Here is a 16,301-nt window from a genome sequence, read left to right on the forward strand (position 1 = left end):
CCGTCTACGGCGCCACGGTGGGTGTCCGTCGACGCCCCCGGATCAGCCACCCCGACGCCCAGCTCCCCAGGTACGCGATGACGAACGGCGTCGGCACGACCTGTGCGCGCCGGACTCGACGCAGCATCCCCAGCGTGTCGCGCAGCCGCCGGCCCGCACCGAAGCGCCGATCCGCCTCGATCGCGGATGGCGAGCGAGGATCACGTTCCACGAGGGTCTGGGCCATGAGCTGGCGCCACCCCACGTAGATCCAGAACAGCATCCGTGCCATCGCCCACGGCGACGCGGCGCCCTCGTACCGCACCGAGAACTCGACGGCGTTCCCCCAGGCTCGTCGCAGTGTCGCGATCGGGCCGAGACGCAGCCGACTCGGATCACCGAACACGTTCGCGGAGTGCTGCACGTAGTCCTGCACGACGTCCTCGACGACGCGGCCGCCTCCCCGAGCCATCCCGACGACGGCGAGCCAGTGATCGTGCGCGACGGTGTGGGAGGAGAGACGTGGAAAGGGCAGCGCGGTCGACAGCAGTTCGGCGCGGAACACGCACAACGAGCCGGTGAACTGATTCACGATCATCGTCGACGCGGCATCGAGCTGCCGTCGCTCGGTGAATCCGAGCACCTCGTCACCGGGGTGGGCCACCAGCCGGGCTTGGCCCGACACGATCGCAGACTCGGAGAGATGCGGAAGCAGGGTCTCGAGCTTGTGCGGGTACCAGAAGTCGTCCTGGTCGCTCAGCGCCACCCACTCCGCCGCTGCGGGAACTGCCGCGAGACCCCTCTCGAAGTTCAGGTAGAAGCCCAGTCGACGGCCGTCTGCGAGGATCCGGAAGCGTTCGTCTCCGGCCGCGACATCGGCGAGCACCTCCTCGACGGTCTCGAGTTCTCCGTCGACGGAGATGATGCACTCCCAGTCGGTCACCGTCTGATCGCGTATCGAGGCGAGCTGACGGGCGAACAGTTCCTTGGAGGGTCGATAGGCGGCGAGCACGATAACTCCAACCATTGGTCCCTGACCTCTCCGTAAAGCCGACTCAAGTAGTCTAGGGTCGCACGCGTTCACGTCCCCGCCATCCCGAATGGTGTTGGGCCGCAATGGTCCGAGGAGTCCCATCGATGAAGGTTCTACTGTCACGCTTCGCGGGCTTTAGCGCCGTTCCTCTGATCTCCTTCATCGCCCCTCTGTTCCTGCTGCCCATCATCCCGAACGTCTTCGGCTTGGCGGCATGGGGCTCCGTGGGCACGGCTCAGGCGGTGGGAACCGTCTGCGCGATCGTCGCGGGGTTCGGCTGGAACATCTCCGGCGGTGCGCGCATCGCGCTCAGCGCCGACGATGCCGCCCGGCGTCAGATCTTCGGTGATTCGTTCTGGTGCCGCGGCCTGCTCGTCGTGGCGGCGGGATCGGTCGGCGCCGCGCTCAGCTCGGTCCTCGTCCCCGCCGAGTTCCGCCTCGTCGCCGCACTCGTCACCCTGGCGACCACGGCTGCGGCCATGACCGTCGTCTGGTACGCGGTCGGCGTGGGCAATGCGCGAGTGGTTCTGCTGTTCGAGACCCTCCCGGTGAGCATCAGCGTGGCTCTGGCGATCCCCCTCCTCCTGCTCACGGAGCAATTGCTGTGGTACCCGATCCTCACGCTGATCGGATTCCTCACCGGCCCTCTGCTTCTGAACCTCCGCCTCTATCGTCGGCCGCTGCCCCCGTTCGCAGGGCGGCGGATCCTGCGCGCATACCGCGCGAACCTCTCGGTCGCCGCGGCTGAGACGATCGGCGGCTCCTACACCTCTGCACCCATCCCGCTCGCGCAGGGCATACTCGGCGCGACGGCCAGCGGTCAGGCCACGTCTGCGGACAAGTTCTTCCGCATCGCCCTCTTCGCCGTCACCGTTCTGTCGAACACCCTTCAGAAATGGGTGCTCGAGGTCTCCTACGCTCATGGTCGGCTGCGGCGCCATTTCGTGGCCTTCGCGCTCCATGCCGCCCTCGCCCTGATCGGAGGCGCAGCGCTGACGGTGCTCGGACCGGTGTTCTCCTCATTGTTGTTCGGCGAGAGGGCGACGCCCGAGATCGCCGTGTTCCTCGGGTTCGGCGCAACCTTCGCGCTCACCAGTCTGACGACGCCTTTCATCCGCAATGTCCTGGTCCCGGCAGGCCTGAACCGCTACGTGCTCTTCGGCACTCTCGGCGCTGCTCTCGTCGGGGTCCCCCTCATGGTCTTCGGCGCCCAGTGGGGCCTCAGCGGGATCATCGCCGGGCTCGCGGCCTCTGAGCTCGTGATCCTCGCCGTCGTCGTGACAGCCGGAACACATCATCTGCTCCTGGAGAGGCGATCGGCTCTCGCCCTCGTCGCCCCGGCTGAGGGAGACATCGCATGACGACGACCGTGAGCGTGTGCATGGCGACCTACAACGGTGCACGATTCGTCAGGCACCAGCTCGAATCGATCCTCGACGGACTCAACCCCGGCGACGAGGTGGTGGTGGTCGACGATGCGAGCACGGACGACACCGCAGACGTCGTGGCCGCTGTCGGAGACGATCGCATCCGGTTGATCCGCTCCGAGACCAACCGCGGATACGTGAAGGCCTTCGAGGCCGCGATAGCCGAGGCGACCGGCGAGATCATCTTCCTCTCCGACCAGGACGACGAGTGGGTTCCTGGCCGCCGTGCGCTGCTGGTCGAGGCACTTCGCGACCGGTCGATCGCGGCCGGCGACCTCGTGCTGCTGCCTGACGACGCACCGCTGCGTTCTCCGCTCACCGGACGCCCCTGGCACCTCGATGCGCTGCCCTCAGGCGGCTCTCTGGCCAATGAGCTGCGTCTGCTCGCCGGCGATGCGCCCTACTACGGGTGCGCGATGGCGTTCCGCCGCGAGGCCAGAGACCTCATCCTGCCCTTTCCCGAGTTCCTCGTCGAGTCCCATGATCTGTGGATCGCGACCGTCGGCAACACGGCTCGCGGGCTCGCCCACGTCCAGAGCCCGGTGCTGCGGCGTCGGTTGCACGACGCCAACGCGTCGGCCCCGAAGCCGCGAGGACTCCGCAAGGCACTGCAGTCGCGGTGGATGCTCCTCCGCGCATGGCGCGAAGCAGCGCGTCGCGTCCGCTCCGCGCGCTGACGCCACCGCGCGGTTCCGCTGAGCCGCCGCTCGGGTTCCCCGGACTCAGCTCAGATCGGCCACGTGCGCCAGCGACGATCGCAGGCCCCGCGCCGTCCCGTGCCTCAGCACGAGGGGCAGTGCGGCGATCCCGTGCAGGCGGGACATGAGGCGCACCCGAGCGGTCCGCGCTGTGCGACTCCACCCTCGCTCAGCGGCCGATCGGCGCGCGATGCGGTAATACCGCCGCTCATCGAGAAAACGGCTGCCGTCCAGCAGCGTCTTCTGGGATGCGCTCTCGAGATGGCGGCGATATGAGAACGCGAGCGTCGGCGTGTAGGCCAACGTGCCGCCGTCGAAGGCGATGTCCATCAGCAATGCCAGGTCTTGGATGACGGGAAGGTCGTCCGTGAAGTCGATACGACGAAGTGTCTCGACTCGAAGCGAGAGCGACGGCCAATAGAGCCAGTTCCCACGGATCAGCGTGGTGGCCATGTCAGGGCCGCTGAAGACCGTCACGCCCCGTCCCTTCGGAGCCAGGTGGCGCTGCTTGATCCGATCGACGAGGGGAAGGACGACAGCCCCGTCCTCGTCGATGACCTGAACCGCCGGCTGGATGACGTCGGCGTGCGGCACAGCGCGGGCCGCCGCGCGGACCACCTCCACATAGTTCGGGTGCAGAAGGTCGTCGCACCCGAGGATCGTGACGAAGTCCCCCGACGCGCGCCGAACGGACTCCCGGAAGTTCTCGGTGATCCCGACGTTGTGCTCGTTCCGGGTGTAGACGATCCGCTCGTCCCGCTCTTCACTGAAGTGAGCTGCGACCGAGTCATCGGGATAGCAGTCGTCGATGATCGTCAACCGCCAGTCCGGGTCCGTCTGAGCGCGCACGGACTCGACGGTCTCATAGAGCTGATCCGGGTCTCCCCAGAACGGCACGAAGATCTCGTAGGTCATGACCCGAGCCCACACGAGACGATCTTGAAGAGCTTCGCGTCGCCGCGCTGCTCGACCAGCTCGACGTAGGGCGAGCTGTCGAGGTCATCGAGTCCCGAGTAGTCTCCGTCGTTCTCCTGGAAGTCCCCGTCCGCGCTGAAGTCGAGGACGTATCCGACACCGGTGTCCTCGAGCGCGGCGCAGACCTCCGGCGAGTCGCCCTCTGTGCTGAGCATCGTGTTGATGGCTTCGGCATCGTCAGTGAGGTCCATCAGAAGGTGGGGCATGAGCACCCGGCGTCCGCTCACACCGTAGGCGAACGAGGCTCCCGTCCACGGGTCTCCTGCGATGACCGCATCCTCCGGCACGAGCTCCGCGAGATCTTCCATGAGGTCGAGTTCGTCCGGGGACAGGATCGGCCCGCCGGGTCGGAGTTCATAGGTGAACTCGATGTCGGCGGCCGCCTGGCGAATGGCGGCGTTCTGGGTGACTCCGACGAGCGCGATCACGACGATGGCGATCAGGACGATGGGCAGGCGCTCGAAGAACCGCCGCACCGGCACGAGCAGTCGCTGCCGGAGAAGCCACGTGACGAGGACGATTCCGCCCAGCGCTGCGAGGGGCAGGACACCGATCGCCCAGAAGGCGGCGATACGGGGCGGATTGTTGTACCACGGTGCCGTGAACCAGAAGCGGAGCGTCTCATACGGCGACGCCGAGACGATGATGTAGAGCACCGCCGAGATGACGGCCATCGCGAGGATCGACCAGCGCGCATAGGTGCCTCGACGGATCACGCTGTACGCGCCGATGATCATCAGGGCGGTGATTCCGAGCGAGCTCGGGTAGCCGTACACGCTCGCCGCGACGACCTCGCCTATCGAGTCGGGAACGGTGTTGATGATGGGCCAGTAGATCTGGCTCGCCGGGGGCCGCACCACCTGCAGGAGGACGACTCCCGCCGCGGCGTATGCGACCAGCAGGCCGATCCCGATCAGTCGCGGTCGACCGGGAGTTCTCATCTGATGCAGGAGCCTCGCGAGGACGAAGGGCACCGTGAGCGCGACGACGGCCATGAGCGCACCAGGGTGTGCGACTCCCAGGCCGGGCACGACGAGCACCAGCAGAAGCGCCCAGTCCTGACGACGCGGAACCCGCCCGGGCCTGAGCAGCCACCACGCGACGACGATGGCGGCGGGGGCGACGGCGAGGCCGAGGAACAGCGGGTACAGCACGCCGTAGTGCAGGAGCAGGAAGGGGAAGGCCGGGAAGGCGGCAGCCAGAGCTCCCGCGATCACCGTCAGGATCTGATTGCGCCCCAGGAGCTCGCGCACGAGGAACACGGCGCCGATCGGCCAGACGACCGCCGCGACGACGATGATCATGGCGTTGCTGGCAAGCGGTACGGAGGCTCCGCTCAGCGCGACGATGATCGAGACCATCGCATGCCAGCCGGACGGGTAGAAGGGCACGCCCGCCGGCGATGTCATGCTGCCCAGCCACAGAGGCGACGCGTTCCCGGTGTCGAGGACGTACTGGACCGCGTTCAGGTGGAAGAAGTTGTCGTAGCGCTGCGAGAAGAACTCGGGGTCGTGCATGCTTCTGACCAGCACGAACGCGATGAGCAGGGCGGGCACGACGATCGAGACGATCACGGCGACCAGCTGTCTGGCGTTCGAGCTCTGACGGAGCAGGGCCGGCTTTCCGACGTGCTTCGACCAGAAGTATGCGGCGACCGCAGCGACCGCCGTGAGGATGAGCACGGGCAGGATGCTCCATCGGATCCCCACGAACGGAGCCGCGAGAGCGGCGACCGCGACGAGGGAGACGCTGAGCGCGGGGGCCAGCGCGAGAAGCCTCATTCCGCGCAGGCGGAGGAGGAAGCCCAGCAGCAGCCCCGGAAGGAAGAGGAGAGCGCCGGTGACGATCAGCGCGGGCAGGATCGAGACCCAGCTCACGCCGCCTCCGCCTCTGGATACTTGATCTTCGGGTTGAAGGTGATGCCCTTCACCCACTTGCCGAGCAGCTTGGCGCGCAGATCCAGCGGAACGCGGCCGCGGTGAAGGCTCACGAAGAGTCGCGCACCGAACTCCATGAAGTAGAGGAACCCGCGGTGGTGCAGCTGCCAGGAAGCCTCGTTGCGCACACCGTACGAGAACTTCCACAGGCTCTTGCGATCGACCATGGCGAAGTTCACGCCTCGGTTGTCACCCATGTCATGGACGACGACGCTGTCGAGCACCTGCACACCGGGGCAACGCGCGGTGAGGCGAAGCGTGTACTCGCGGTCGTCGAACCAGATGAAGTACTCCGAATAGGGAAGCCCGTACTCCGCGATGGCCCACCGCGGGATCAGCACCGAGACGAACGAGCACGCGGTCACCATGACGTTCTTCTGCCCCTTGACGAGCAGGCGTCCCCAGTCCCACGTCGTCACCGGGTTGTTCATCTCGCAGATGCTGCCGTCGGTGAACTCGACCACCGAGCACGCGAAGGGCACGTCGCCGCCGAGCTCCTGGACCGCCCCGTCGAAACCGGCGATGAGGCTCGCGAGGGCTTCCGGCTTCGGATAGCAGTCGTCGTCCATGATCCAGACATGATCCGCACCGGACGCGTATCCGCGCAGCATTCCCTCCGAGAACCCGCCCGCTCCCCCGGAGTTGGTCGACATGGTCACGACTTCGAGGGGCACCGCTGTCTCGAGCGCGGCAAGGTACTCCGCCGTGCCGTCGGTCGAGGCGTTGTCGATCACGAACAGCGTCTCGACGGGGTGCGTCTGCGCCTCTATCGATGCGATCACGGTCTTCAGCTTCTCGAGCCGATTGAACGTGACGACCACTCCAGCGACACTCACCACGAGCCCACCTCTTCCTTGAACCATGAACTCGCGGACTGCTGAGACAGCAGCTTCTTCTCAGCCTTGCGCTCCTTGCGCCACAGCGCTTCCCTCGCCTCTTCGTCGTCGACGAGCGGGGCCACAGCCTCGGCGAGCCGACGAGCGGCCAGACGAGCGTGACGCGGAACCAGCGCGGACGCCGGGATGATGTCGCTCTGGGCGCCGACATCGGTCGAGATCACCGGCACGCCGTGCGCGATCGCCTCGAGGGTCGTGAGTGTGAGGCCCTCGTTGTGAGACGACACGACGAGAACGTGCGCCTCGTCGAGAGTCTCCGCGACCGGAGTGTCCGAGGTTCGCCGAACGATGTCGGCGGTCAGGCCCTCAGCCTCGATGATGTCATCCACCCAGCTGGACAACTCGCCGCCACCGTGGAGGATGAAACGCAGCGAGTAGCCCTGACGCTTCAGCCTTCGCGCCATCGTGATGAAGACCTCCGGCGCCTTCTGCCGTGCCATCCGGCCGATGAACGCGACGGTGAACTGCTCCCCCGCGCCCCGCGGGCGGAACACGGCATCCTTCGGCTTCACGGTGAGTCCGCCGAGCGGTGCCATGACCACGCGATCGGCGGGGATCCGCTGCACGTCCGTCATCCAGCGCGCGAGGCTCGGAGAGATCACGTGGTGCGTGGTGATCGACTTCGATGCGATCGCACTGCTCAGTGGATAGCCGCCGCCCGTGTACTCGACGATGTGCGTGCTGTCGATGATCGGGATGCCGGGACGCGAGGCCGCGATCCACGCCACCCGGTCGTACAGCCACTGATTGTGATGGATGACGACACCGCGCACGTCGAAGGTGCGCAGCAGCGATCGGAGAAGTGGTTCGACGCCGGCCGTCTGCGACTGGACGGTGGGCTCCGAGAAGGGGATGAGCAGCGCCCCGTCGAGCTCGGGACGAGTGACCCACGGCTGGTGGGAGTCCCGATTCGTCAGCACGATCGGGAGCAGACCCGCCTCGCGCACGAGACGCACGGTCTCGAATGCCCAGAGCTCGGCGCCGCCGAGCTCGAACCAGTGGAGGCCGATGATCACGGCCTTCTGCGCCCCTTCGGGGGCGGGGCCGGCCGGCACGATCACCTCGTCCTCGTGCGCACCCCCACGGCGGAACTCCGCCTCATAGTCGCGAGGCTCGATCGCGGTCGTGAGCTTGCGTCGGAATCTGAGCAGCGAGAGATCGCGCGCATCGTCATAGAGGAGCGGAGCGCGCGACTTGACACTCCGTGCGATCCCGCCGACGAGGCCAGGGCGCTGCGGGCGGTACGGATCGGAGTCGAGAACGCCGTCGGACGACACGTGCAGATGCCTGGCGGGCGACGCCACGAGTCGGGCTGAGGCAGCCTCCGTGAGTTCGGGCTCACGCTCTTCGACGGAGACGGAGCTGACGATGTCGAAGCTCTCGATCCGGTGACGGTTGTTCCGAGAGAGTCCGTCGAACGTGCTGTCGTCGGTCAGTCGAGGCGTCGTCTCCACCGAGCCGTCGTAGAGATGGATCCGAAGCGTCCGCTGAGGCGCCATCAGCGCGTGGAAGTTCAGCGCACCGACGAGAAGGCGACGTTCGCGCTCCGACAGATTCGCACCCGTCTGCGGGTCCTCGAATCGGAAGAGTGCAGGCTGATCGAGAGCTTGAAGAGGTGTCACGGATACAGTTTGCTTTCGGATCGACGGACGCACGAGACCTCCGCGATCCTACCAGCGACCGCCCCTGCGACCCTGGGTTGAGCCTGTGCTGTGCGTTCGCGGCTTCCCCATCGATCTGCCAGGGACGATGCGTCAGGGATCGTATGATTGCTCTCGGTGCGCCCGAGACCGTCGGCGCCTCGGAAGGTGGAATCGCGGTGCAACAGGCTCGCACAGCCGACGACCAGAGAATGACGACTCCTGGCGCGAATCGAGGGCTCCTCGAGGTCTTCCGGCAAAGGCATCTGCTCTCGCTCATCGTGCGCAAGGAGGTGCAGATCCGCTATCGGGGATCCATCTTCGGGTGGCTCTGGTCGTACGTGAAGCCCCTCGTGCAGTTCGTCGTCTTCTTCGTCGCGATCGGTGTCTTCCTCGGTCTGAACGACCGGGTCGACTTCTTCCCGATCTACCTGCTCTCGGGCATCACGGTCGTGACATTCTTCAACGAGGCGTTCTCCAACGGCACCCGCTCGCTGGTCGACAATGCGGCGCTCATCAAGAAGATCTATCTCCCCCGCGAGATGTTCCCCATCGCGAGCATGATGATCGCCGCCGTGAACACGGTGCCGCAGATCATCGTCGTGATCGCGATCTCGCTGTTCTTCGGCTGGGCCCCCTCGTTCGCCTCCCTGGGCGCGATCCTGCTGGCTCTCGTGATCATCGCCGTTCTGGCCAGCGGCCTCGGCCTCTTCTTCGGCTCCATCAACGTGACCTTCCGCGACGCGCAGAGCTTCGTCGAGATCATCGTGATGGTCGCGATCTGGGCCTCTCCGGTGATGTACGAGTGGACCCAGGTCGCCAGAGTCGTGCCCGAGTGGCTCTTCGTCCTCTATCGGCTGAACCCGATCACCGCCGCCGTCGAGCTGTTCCACTATGGAGTCTGGTTCCCACTCGGACCCGATGCCTCCCCGATCCCCGACATCTGGCTGTACGGGCTCATCGCACTCGTGACGTCACTCATCGCGCTGGTCATCGGCCAGCTCGTCTTCCGCCGACTGGAGGGCCGCTTTGCCCAAGATCTCTGATGCGCAGCCTCTCCCGCGGATCATCATCGACGACGTCCACAAGACCTTCAAGCTCCGGCACACGCATTCGATCAAGGAGACGGCTCTCGCCGCGATCCGCCGCAAGCCGCTGACGACGGACTTCCACGCGCTCGACGGCGTCTCGTTCGATATCCAGCAGGGCGAATCCGTCGCTCTTCTCGGGTTCAACGGATCCGGCAAGTCGACGATGCTCAAGCTGATCTCGGGGGTGCTCGAACCGGATGAGGGCACCGTGCTCACTCGCGGCCGCGTCGCCGGCCTCATCGAGGTCGGCGCAGGGTTCCACCCCGACCTGTCCGGACGCGAGAACATCTTCCTCAACGCCGCGATCCTGGGCATGACCAAGAAGGAGACCGAGGCGCGGTACGACGAGATCGTCGCGTTCAGCGAGATTGAGCAGTTCATCGACACCGAGGTGAAGCACTATTCGTCCGGCATGTTCCTCAGACTGGCGTTCTCCGTGGCGATCCACACCGAGATGGACGTCCTGCTGATCGACGAGATCCTTTCCGTGGGCGACGAGCCGTTCCAGAAGAAGTGCCTCGCCCGCGTGCGCGAGCTGCACGCCCAGGGCAAGACGCTCGTCGTCGTCAGCCACGATCTCAACATGGTCTCGAACCTCTGCGATCGCGGCATCCTGCTTCAGAAGGGCAAGGTGCGCTTCGACGGCCCCAGCGCGGAGGCCGTAGCGGTCATGCGCTCCTGAGCGGGCCCCGACGCCCGAGGCCGAAGGTCTCGGGGCTCACAGGTCTGCGTGCAGTCCCCACACGCGTTCGGCCGCGCCGAGCCACGAGAAAGAGCGAGACCGGTCGGCGCCGAGCACGCTCAGGCGGCGCGAGCCGTCACCGACCGCGTCAGCCACGGCCTCGGCGATCTCCGTCGGCTCGGCGATCACTCCCCCGTCGGCGATCACGTCATGGTGCACTCCGCTCTCGACGGCGACCACGGGCACACCGAGGGTCATCGCCTCGACAGCACGCCAGGGCCACGCGGCGCGAGGACTCGTCGCCACCAGCGCGGACGCGCCTGCGAGGACGGCTGCCCGATCTTCGACCGACAGCGACCCGCGGATGTGCGCTTTCGATTCGGACAGTCCTGCGGCCGCTGCGACCTCGGCCAGCCTCGGCTCGGAGCCTTCTGGCGCGTCGAGCACGACGGCTTCCTTGCCTGCTGCGATCGCCGCCCGGAAACCGTGCTCGAGCGAATCGGCGGAGCCAGTGAGCACCAGATAGCCCGCGGGCAGAGAAAGGGAGGCTCTTCGCGCGGTCGCGTCGAACGGGACCACGAGGCCGCACGGGGCAGCACCGGGGATGACGCGGATCCGTCCGCTCAGCTTCGCTATCTCCGCCAGGCGCGCGCCGACGGCGTGCGAGGGCACGACGACGGCATCCGCGTGCTTGACGGCTCGCTTCAGCATCGCCCGCTGCCAGGCGACGGCGGTCTTCGAGAGAGAGTCCGGCTCTTCCCACGCCTGCAGATCCCACAGCGTCACGGTCGTCTGGTCGTGGTCGTGCAGGCGATCGTGCCGCACCAGCGGGGCCATCAGCGTCGGCGAATGGATGAGACCTCCGCCGACACCCCGCACGATCCCCAGCTGCCACGACGCCGCGAGCTCGCGGCGCGCGAGCGACAGTCTGCGCACATCCGCGAGACCGGGGATCGGCACCTCGACGCCGGAGGGGACGATCGCCTCGACATCGCACCCGGAGGGGGCTGTCGAGATCAGCGCCGCGGTGAGGTCGGATGCCGCCGATGCGTGATCCGCGTGCACGACATGCGTCAGCTGATCCAGAACCACACGCAGCCGAGCACCCATGCGACAACAGTAATCGCCCGACCACCCTGAACCTGGGAGCGTGACCGCGAGCGACGAGGATCGGACAGCTCCGCACCCCCGATATGTCGCTTCGTGCTTGAATGCAGGGGTGAGTGACGGACGCCTGCCTGTACGTCGTCGGTGGTTGCGGTGGACCATCGGCGTGATCGTGATCTTCCTCGTGCTCGCGGTCGGCTGGGTCGCCATCCGCGGCATCGGCGCGGTGAACAACCTGCAGGAGGTCGCGGCGTCGTCATCGAAGCTCAAGCAGGCGATCGGCCAGGGCGACCTCGAGAAGGCAGCATCGCTGTCCTCCCGCATCGCCCACCATGCGGAGTCGGCCCACGACCTGACGTCCGACCCGATCTGGCTCGGATTCGGACTGCTGCCGTGGCTCGGTCCGAACTTCTCGGCGGTGAGCGAGGTCGCCGAGATCGCCGACGACGTCGCCTCGGATGCTCTCGTCCCGGTTCTGGAAGCCGCTGATGCACTCGACCTCGCGAGTCTCGGGCTCTCGAGCGGCGCCATCGATCTGACGCCTTTCGCGCAGATCGAGCCCTCTCTCGCCGAGGCCAGCGCGACGCTGACCTCGGCCGAGACACGCGCCCTCGGCATCGACGCGGACGCGACCCTGCCCCCGCTCGCCGATGCAGTGCGAGAGATGAGGACGACCGTCACGCAGGCCGCCACGGTGGTCGGAGCGCTGCACGGCGCATCCGCGCTGCTGCCGAGCATGCTCGGCGCGGAAGGACCCCGGAACTACGTGCTCGCGATGCAGAACAACGCCGAGCTGCGATCGTCCGGTGGCATCATCGGTGCGATCGCGCTTCTTCACGCCGAGAACGGCCGGATCACCCTCGTGCAACAGGCCTCCGTCCCGGATTTCCCCGCCCTCGAGACGCCGATCCCGCTCAGCGAGTCGACCGTCGCCCTCTTCGAGGATCGTCCGGGTCGCTACATGCAGAACCTGACGAGCATCCCCGACTTCACCGAGGCGGGACCCGCGATCGCGAAGCGATGGCAGGACCGCTTCGGGCAGCCCGTCGACGGTGTCATCGCGGTCGACGCCGTGATGACCGAGAACCTCGTCGCAGCCACGGGACCGCTGACGTTCGGGCCGTTCACCGCCACCGAAGACACCGTGGTCGACCTGCTGCTCTCCGAGATCTACGCCGCGGTGCCCGATCCTCTCGCACAGGACGAGATCTTCTCGCAAGCGGCAGGAGCGCTTCTCTCCGCCGCGCTGACCGAGGCGGATCCGAAGGATCTCGTCGCCGCTCTCTCGGCGTCAGCCGACGAGCGGCGCATCCGCATCTGGAGCGTGCATGAGGACGAGGAGGCGATCCTGTCGGCTTCTTCTCTCGGCGGGGCGCTGCCGGAAGACGACACTCAGACCCACGTGGGCGTCCTGTTGAACGACACCACCGGCGGCAAGATGGACTTCTATGCCGATGCCACCATCACGACCTCGATCGGCACCTGCGATGGCGAGCAGACCACGCAGGTGACTGTGACCTGGACGAACGATGCACCTGCCGACGCCGGGACATCTCTGCCGCCCTACGTGACCGCTGACGGGTTCTACGGAGTACCTGCCGGGTCGACCCGGACGCTCGTGACCGTGTACGGCCCCGAAGGTGCGACTCCGTCTCACATCGACCGCGACGGAGAAGAGGTGGGCGTGCAGACCGCTCTGCTCGGCTCCCGATCGGCGGTTCAGCAGGAGGTCCTCCTGGCCCCGGGGGAATCGTCGAAGATCACCGTCGAATTCCAGGGAACCGGGGCTGGAGAACGACTGACGGTGGTCGACCACACGCCCATGGTGAACACTCCGGAGACATCTCGCGAGCAACTGCGCTGCGCCTCGTGACTTTCCCGATTCCATGATGTAGTGTCAATCCCACTGGGGAATATCTGAGTTCTGCAATTCTGTCGTGGGGACAGGAAGAACTCACGCAGTCGGATGCAGGGGTGTATTCGAAGGCGATTCCGCGTGTATTTCTGGGGAGAATCATGCTGAAGAAACTGGCTGCCATCAGCCTTACCGCTGGCGTACTCGTGCTCATGGCACCTGCTGTCGCCTCTGCCGCGCCGGTCGTTCCGACCGAGTCTGACTCGTACGCGGGCACACCGCGCGTGAGCGTCGATGATCCGATCATCGACATCTGCGAAGTGTCCACTGTCGCGTTCGGCGCAGGCTACTTCCTGCCGTCCGAGAACGTCGGCGTGTCCGTCTCCGGCCTCAACGCCGGCGACTCGGCCGTCTCGGGCAACACTGCGGCCGCCGACGGCAGCCTCGTGGTCACGTTCCGCCCGCCGTCCGACGGAGAGGGCTCCTACGCCCTGGCCTTCAGCGGTTCGCGGTCGTACACGGCGACCATCACGGTCTCGCACGGCCATGACTCCGCCGTGAGCTGCGACCACGACCCCGGGGTCGCCTCCGCGGGCACAGAGCTTCCGCTCACCGGCGGTGGGCTCGAGCTCGCGCTCACGGGCGGCAGCGTGTCGCCGTGGGTCCTCGGAGGTGGGGCAGCCGCACTCGTGGCCGGTGGAGTGCTCGTCGCGACAGGCGTCACCCGTCGCAAGCGCGCCTAGATCAGATTCCCGCTCTCAGCGGGAGTCGACTGGACGACGGTGATCCCTCCCCCTCCGATCACCGTCGTCTGGTGAATCCGGTCATGCACCGGAGGCCCACGGCCACCACTTTCACTCTCAGGTGGTGGCCGTGGGCTCACTCATGCGTTCATGATGGTCGAACCACGCCGCTCCGCGGCATCGCGACCGGCGACCACCGACCACGGGTCGACGATCGCGGCACGGTCGATCACGGCGTCGGGGTCGGGGTCTCCGTCGGAGGATGCAGCGTCTGCTGCATCATCTCGTGGATGAACCCGTAGTCCGGAGCGTGCTCGTCTACACCCTGCTCGGGGGTGAGCTCGACCGTGGTGACAGGCTGCTCACGAGCCTTGGTCATCAGGTCGAAGAACTCGGGCAGCTTGTCCTGGGGCAGATCGGTGCTGATCAGCGCTGTTCCCGCGGAAGCCACCTCGTTGAACCGCGTGAGCACGGTCTGCGGTGTGAACTGCGCGAGAATCGCCTCCTGCAGTTCGCGCTGGCGCTTCATGCGGTCCCAGTCGCTCGTCGTGTAGCGCGATCGCGCGTACCACTGGGCGGTGTCGCCGTCCATGTGCTGCTGACCGACCTCGATCCAGCCGATCGCCCACGCATCCACGTCGTAGGGGTCCGTGCCCTCGGGCGGACCGCCCTTGGGAAGCCGTTCCGTGACATTGATGTCCACGCCGCCGAGCGCGTCGACGAGCGCCGCGAAACCGTGCATGTCGACGAAGACGTAGTACGGGATCTCGATGCCGAGAACGCCCTCGGCCGCATCCTTGGTGGCCTCGATGCCCGCATCGGAACCGTGCGCCGCGGCGTCCGGATACAGCGAGGCGCCGTTGTCGTCGCGGCAGATCTCCGCGGCGTTGCGCACGTGGTTCATCCAGCCGTTCCATCCGCATGAGCTCGAGCTGTGACCCTCGAAGCCGTTCGGGTACAGCGCCTGCATCGGGCTTCCCTCGCTGAAGGGCGCATTGGGAAGCTCACGCGGGATGCCGGTGATCGTGACGGCGCCGGTGGTCGCGTTCACCGAGACCACCGAGATGCTGTCGAACCTCATCGAGTCGCGGCCCTCACCGCTGTCCGCACCGAGCAGCAGGATGTTGTAGTACCCCTCGCTCGGCGGCAGACTCGGCCCGCTCTGGCCGAAGATCGTGTTGATCGTGCCCCGCGCGGTGCCGACATAGGACGCGGCGTATCCGGTGCCCGTTCCGACGAGACCGAGCAGAAGAAGGGCGACGAGAGGGATCGCGAATTTCGAGGGACCGGGGACTCTGATCAGTCTGACGTGACGCAGCACGTCGAAGGTGAGCACCACCCACAGCACGAGGTAGGCGATCAGCAGCACCTGAACGAGCGTGAGGACGACCGCCGAGAACCAGCCGCCACCGACGGTGAGCCACAGCAGCACCGGCCGCGCGAACAGCGCCAAACCCGCACCCACGATCACGAGGAACCACGCGAGCAGCGTCGCTCCGAGACCGATGCGCCCGAGCCGGCGATTGCCGGCCAGCACCTGAGCAGAACCGGGCACGAGCAGGTTCAACAGCACCAGCCACCAGCCGCGCTTGGTCATCATCCCTGGATCCGCGGTGTTCGGATGCCGCAGGGGGCGGGTCTCGATCAGCGGTCGCGCCGACCCTCGCGGCGGCGCAAGGGTCACAGGGACCCCTTCAGCCGATCGTTCTTCTCCTCGACCTGCGCTTCGAGATCGAGCGCGTACGCCTCGATGCGATCGGCGAGGTCGTCGTCGGAGGTGCCGAGAATACGTGCGGCGAGGATACCCGCGTTGCGCGCTCCCGCGATCGACACCGTCGCGACAGGGATGCCGGCGGGCATCTGCACGATCGACAGGAGCGAGTCCATCCCGTCGAGGTAGGCGAGAGGCACGGGGACGCCGATGACCGGCAGCGCCGTCATCGAGGCGAGCATCCCGGGAAGATGTGCGGCACCACCGGCGCCTGCGATGATCACTCGGATGCCGCGACCGCGCGCTTCCCTCGCGTACTGCATGAGCTTGTCAGGGGTGCGGTGCGCCGAGACGACCTCCACCTCGTGCGGGATCGCGAAGTCCGTCAGCGACTGAGAGGCGTCGCTCATCACGCGCCAGTCGGAGTCGGATCCCATGACGACGCCGACGAGGGGCGCGGTGGAGGAGTGCAATGGCTCAGTCACCCACTCAGGCTACGGTCTGGTGCTGGGAGAAACCCCGAACGG

At 66.7% G+C, this 16,301-nt stretch carries 14 protein-coding genes; 6 read left to right on the forward strand and 8 right to left on the reverse strand.

The genetic code is table 11. The annotated features are described in order from the left end of the window. Nucleotides 1-4: 4 nt before the first annotated feature. Nucleotides 5-991, reverse strand: coding sequence for a glycosyltransferase (locus tag OB895_RS05580; RefSeq protein WP_311879407.1), 987 nt, complete (start codon nt 989-991; stop codon nt 5-7). A gap of 125 nt (nt 992-1,116) precedes the next feature. On the opposite strand from OB895_RS05580, the gene OB895_RS05585 reads away from it, so the two are divergent. Beyond that, a complete protein-coding gene (locus tag OB895_RS05585; protein WP_311879409.1) occupies nt 1,117-2,373 on the forward strand; it encodes a polysaccharide biosynthesis protein in 1,257 nt (418 codons plus the stop codon). Then, the gene (locus OB895_RS05590) at nt 2,370-3,116 is read left to right on the forward strand and encodes a glycosyltransferase (protein WP_228385677.1); all 747 of its coding nucleotides are present in this window, start codon (nt 2,370-2,372) and stop codon (nt 3,114-3,116) included. Before OB895_RS05585 ends, OB895_RS05590 begins: the two co-directional genes overlap by 4 nt. A gap of 45 nt (nt 3,117-3,161) precedes the next feature. Here OB895_RS05590 and OB895_RS05595 read toward each other — a convergent pair whose 3' ends face one another. From OB895_RS05595 to OB895_RS05610, 4 genes are read right to left on the reverse strand one after another with little or no spacing between them, the layout of a single operon-like run. Next, on the reverse strand, nt 3,162-4,052 hold the full coding sequence (locus OB895_RS05595) for a glycosyltransferase (protein ID WP_042541959.1): 891 nt from the start codon (nt 4,050-4,052) through the stop codon (nt 3,162-3,164). Beyond that, nucleotides 4,049-5,989, reverse strand: a complete 1,941-nt coding sequence (locus tag OB895_RS05600; protein WP_079112565.1) for a DUF6541 family protein — start codon at nt 5,987-5,989, stop codon at nt 4,049-4,051. Before OB895_RS05600 ends, OB895_RS05595 begins: the two co-directional genes overlap by 4 nt. Further along, nucleotides 5,986-6,888 (reverse strand): glycosyltransferase family 2 protein, encoded by a 903-nt coding sequence (locus OB895_RS05605; protein ID WP_153302156.1) that lies wholly within the window; start codon nt 6,886-6,888, stop codon nt 5,986-5,988. The genes OB895_RS05600 and OB895_RS05605 overlap by 4 nt, the downstream gene beginning before the upstream one ends. After that, a complete protein-coding gene (locus OB895_RS05610; RefSeq protein ID WP_079112563.1) occupies nt 6,882-8,567 on the reverse strand; it encodes a glycosyltransferase in 1,686 nt (561 codons plus the stop codon). Before OB895_RS05610 ends, OB895_RS05605 begins: the two co-directional genes overlap by 7 nt. A gap of 230 nt (nt 8,568-8,797) precedes the next feature. On the opposite strand from OB895_RS05610, the gene OB895_RS05615 reads away from it, so the two are divergent. Together OB895_RS05615 and OB895_RS05620 are read left to right on the forward strand one after the other, a co-directional pair. After that, nucleotides 8,798-9,631, forward strand: a complete 834-nt coding sequence (locus OB895_RS05615) for an ABC transporter permease (RefSeq protein WP_042542182.1) — start codon at nt 8,798-8,800, stop codon at nt 9,629-9,631. Continuing rightward, complete coding sequence (locus OB895_RS05620) at nt 9,615-10,358, forward strand: ABC transporter ATP-binding protein (protein ID WP_042541962.1); 744 nt, start codon at nt 9,615-9,617, stop codon at nt 10,356-10,358. The genes OB895_RS05615 and OB895_RS05620 overlap by 17 nt, the downstream gene beginning before the upstream one ends. 36 nt (nt 10,359-10,394) lie before the next feature. Here OB895_RS05620 and OB895_RS05625 read toward each other — a convergent pair whose 3' ends face one another. Next, a complete protein-coding gene (locus OB895_RS05625; RefSeq protein ID WP_079112561.1) occupies nt 10,395-11,468 on the reverse strand; it encodes a glycosyltransferase in 1,074 nt (357 codons plus the stop codon). A 109-nt stretch (nt 11,469-11,577) separates the two neighbouring features. On the opposite strand from OB895_RS05625, the gene OB895_RS05630 reads away from it, so the two are divergent. Both OB895_RS05630 and OB895_RS05635 read left to right on the forward strand, forming a co-directional pair. Then, nucleotides 11,578-13,338 carry a DUF4012 domain-containing protein gene (locus OB895_RS05630; protein ID WP_079112560.1) on the forward strand — a complete coding sequence of 587 codons (1,761 nt, stop codon included), beginning with the start codon at nt 11,578-11,580 and terminating at the stop codon, nt 13,336-13,338. A 143-nt stretch (nt 13,339-13,481) separates the two neighbouring features. After that, on the forward strand, nt 13,482-14,063 hold the full coding sequence (locus tag OB895_RS05635) for an LAVTG motif-containing sortase-dependent surface protein (protein ID WP_056376206.1): 582 nt from the start codon (nt 13,482-13,484) through the stop codon (nt 14,061-14,063). Nucleotides 14,064-14,292: 229 nt separating this feature from the next. Here the strand turns inward: OB895_RS05635 and OB895_RS05640 are convergent, their stop codons facing one another. Together OB895_RS05640 and purE are read right to left on the reverse strand one after the other, a co-directional pair. Beyond that, nucleotides 14,293-15,663, reverse strand: a complete 1,371-nt coding sequence (locus OB895_RS05640) for an LCP family protein (RefSeq protein WP_311879411.1) — start codon at nt 15,661-15,663, stop codon at nt 14,293-14,295. A gap of 80 nt (nt 15,664-15,743) precedes the next feature. Beyond that, nucleotides 15,744-16,211 carry a 5-(carboxyamino)imidazole ribonucleotide mutase gene (purE, locus tag OB895_RS05645; protein WP_042542183.1) on the reverse strand — a complete coding sequence of 156 codons (468 nt, stop codon included), beginning with the start codon at nt 16,209-16,211 and terminating at the stop codon, nt 15,744-15,746. Nucleotides 16,212-16,301 lie beyond the last annotated feature (90 nt).

The sequence above is a fragment of the Microbacterium forte genome (assembly GCF_031885415.1).
Classification (GTDB): Bacteria; Actinomycetota; Actinomycetes; order Actinomycetales; family Microbacteriaceae; genus Microbacterium; species Microbacterium forte.

Coding starts and splice junctions, on each gene's coding strand:
- OB895_RS05585 (WP_311879409.1), top strand. CDS start 1,117: ATGAAGGTTCTACTGTCACGCTTCGCGGGCTTTAGCGCCGTTCCTCTG.
- OB895_RS05590 (WP_228385677.1), top strand. CDS start 2,370: ATGACGACGACCGTGAGCGTGTGCATGGCGACCTACAACGGTGCACGA.
- OB895_RS05595 (WP_042541959.1), bottom strand. CDS start 4,052: ATGACCTACGAGATCTTCGTGCCGTTCTGGGGAGACCCGGATCAGCTC.
- OB895_RS05615 (WP_042542182.1), top strand. CDS start 8,798: ATGACGACTCCTGGCGCGAATCGAGGGCTCCTCGAGGTCTTCCGGCAA.
- OB895_RS05625 (WP_079112561.1), bottom strand. CDS start 11,468: ATGGGTGCTCGGCTGCGTGTGGTTCTGGATCAGCTGACGCATGTCGTG.
- OB895_RS05635 (WP_056376206.1), top strand. CDS start 13,482: ATGCTGAAGAAACTGGCTGCCATCAGCCTTACCGCTGGCGTACTCGTG.
- OB895_RS05640 (WP_311879411.1), bottom strand. CDS start 15,663: ATGATGACCAAGCGCGGCTGGTGGCTGGTGCTGTTGAACCTGCTCGTG.
- purE (WP_042542183.1), bottom strand. CDS start 16,211: ATGGGATCCGACTCCGACTGGCGCGTGATGAGCGACGCCTCTCAGTCG.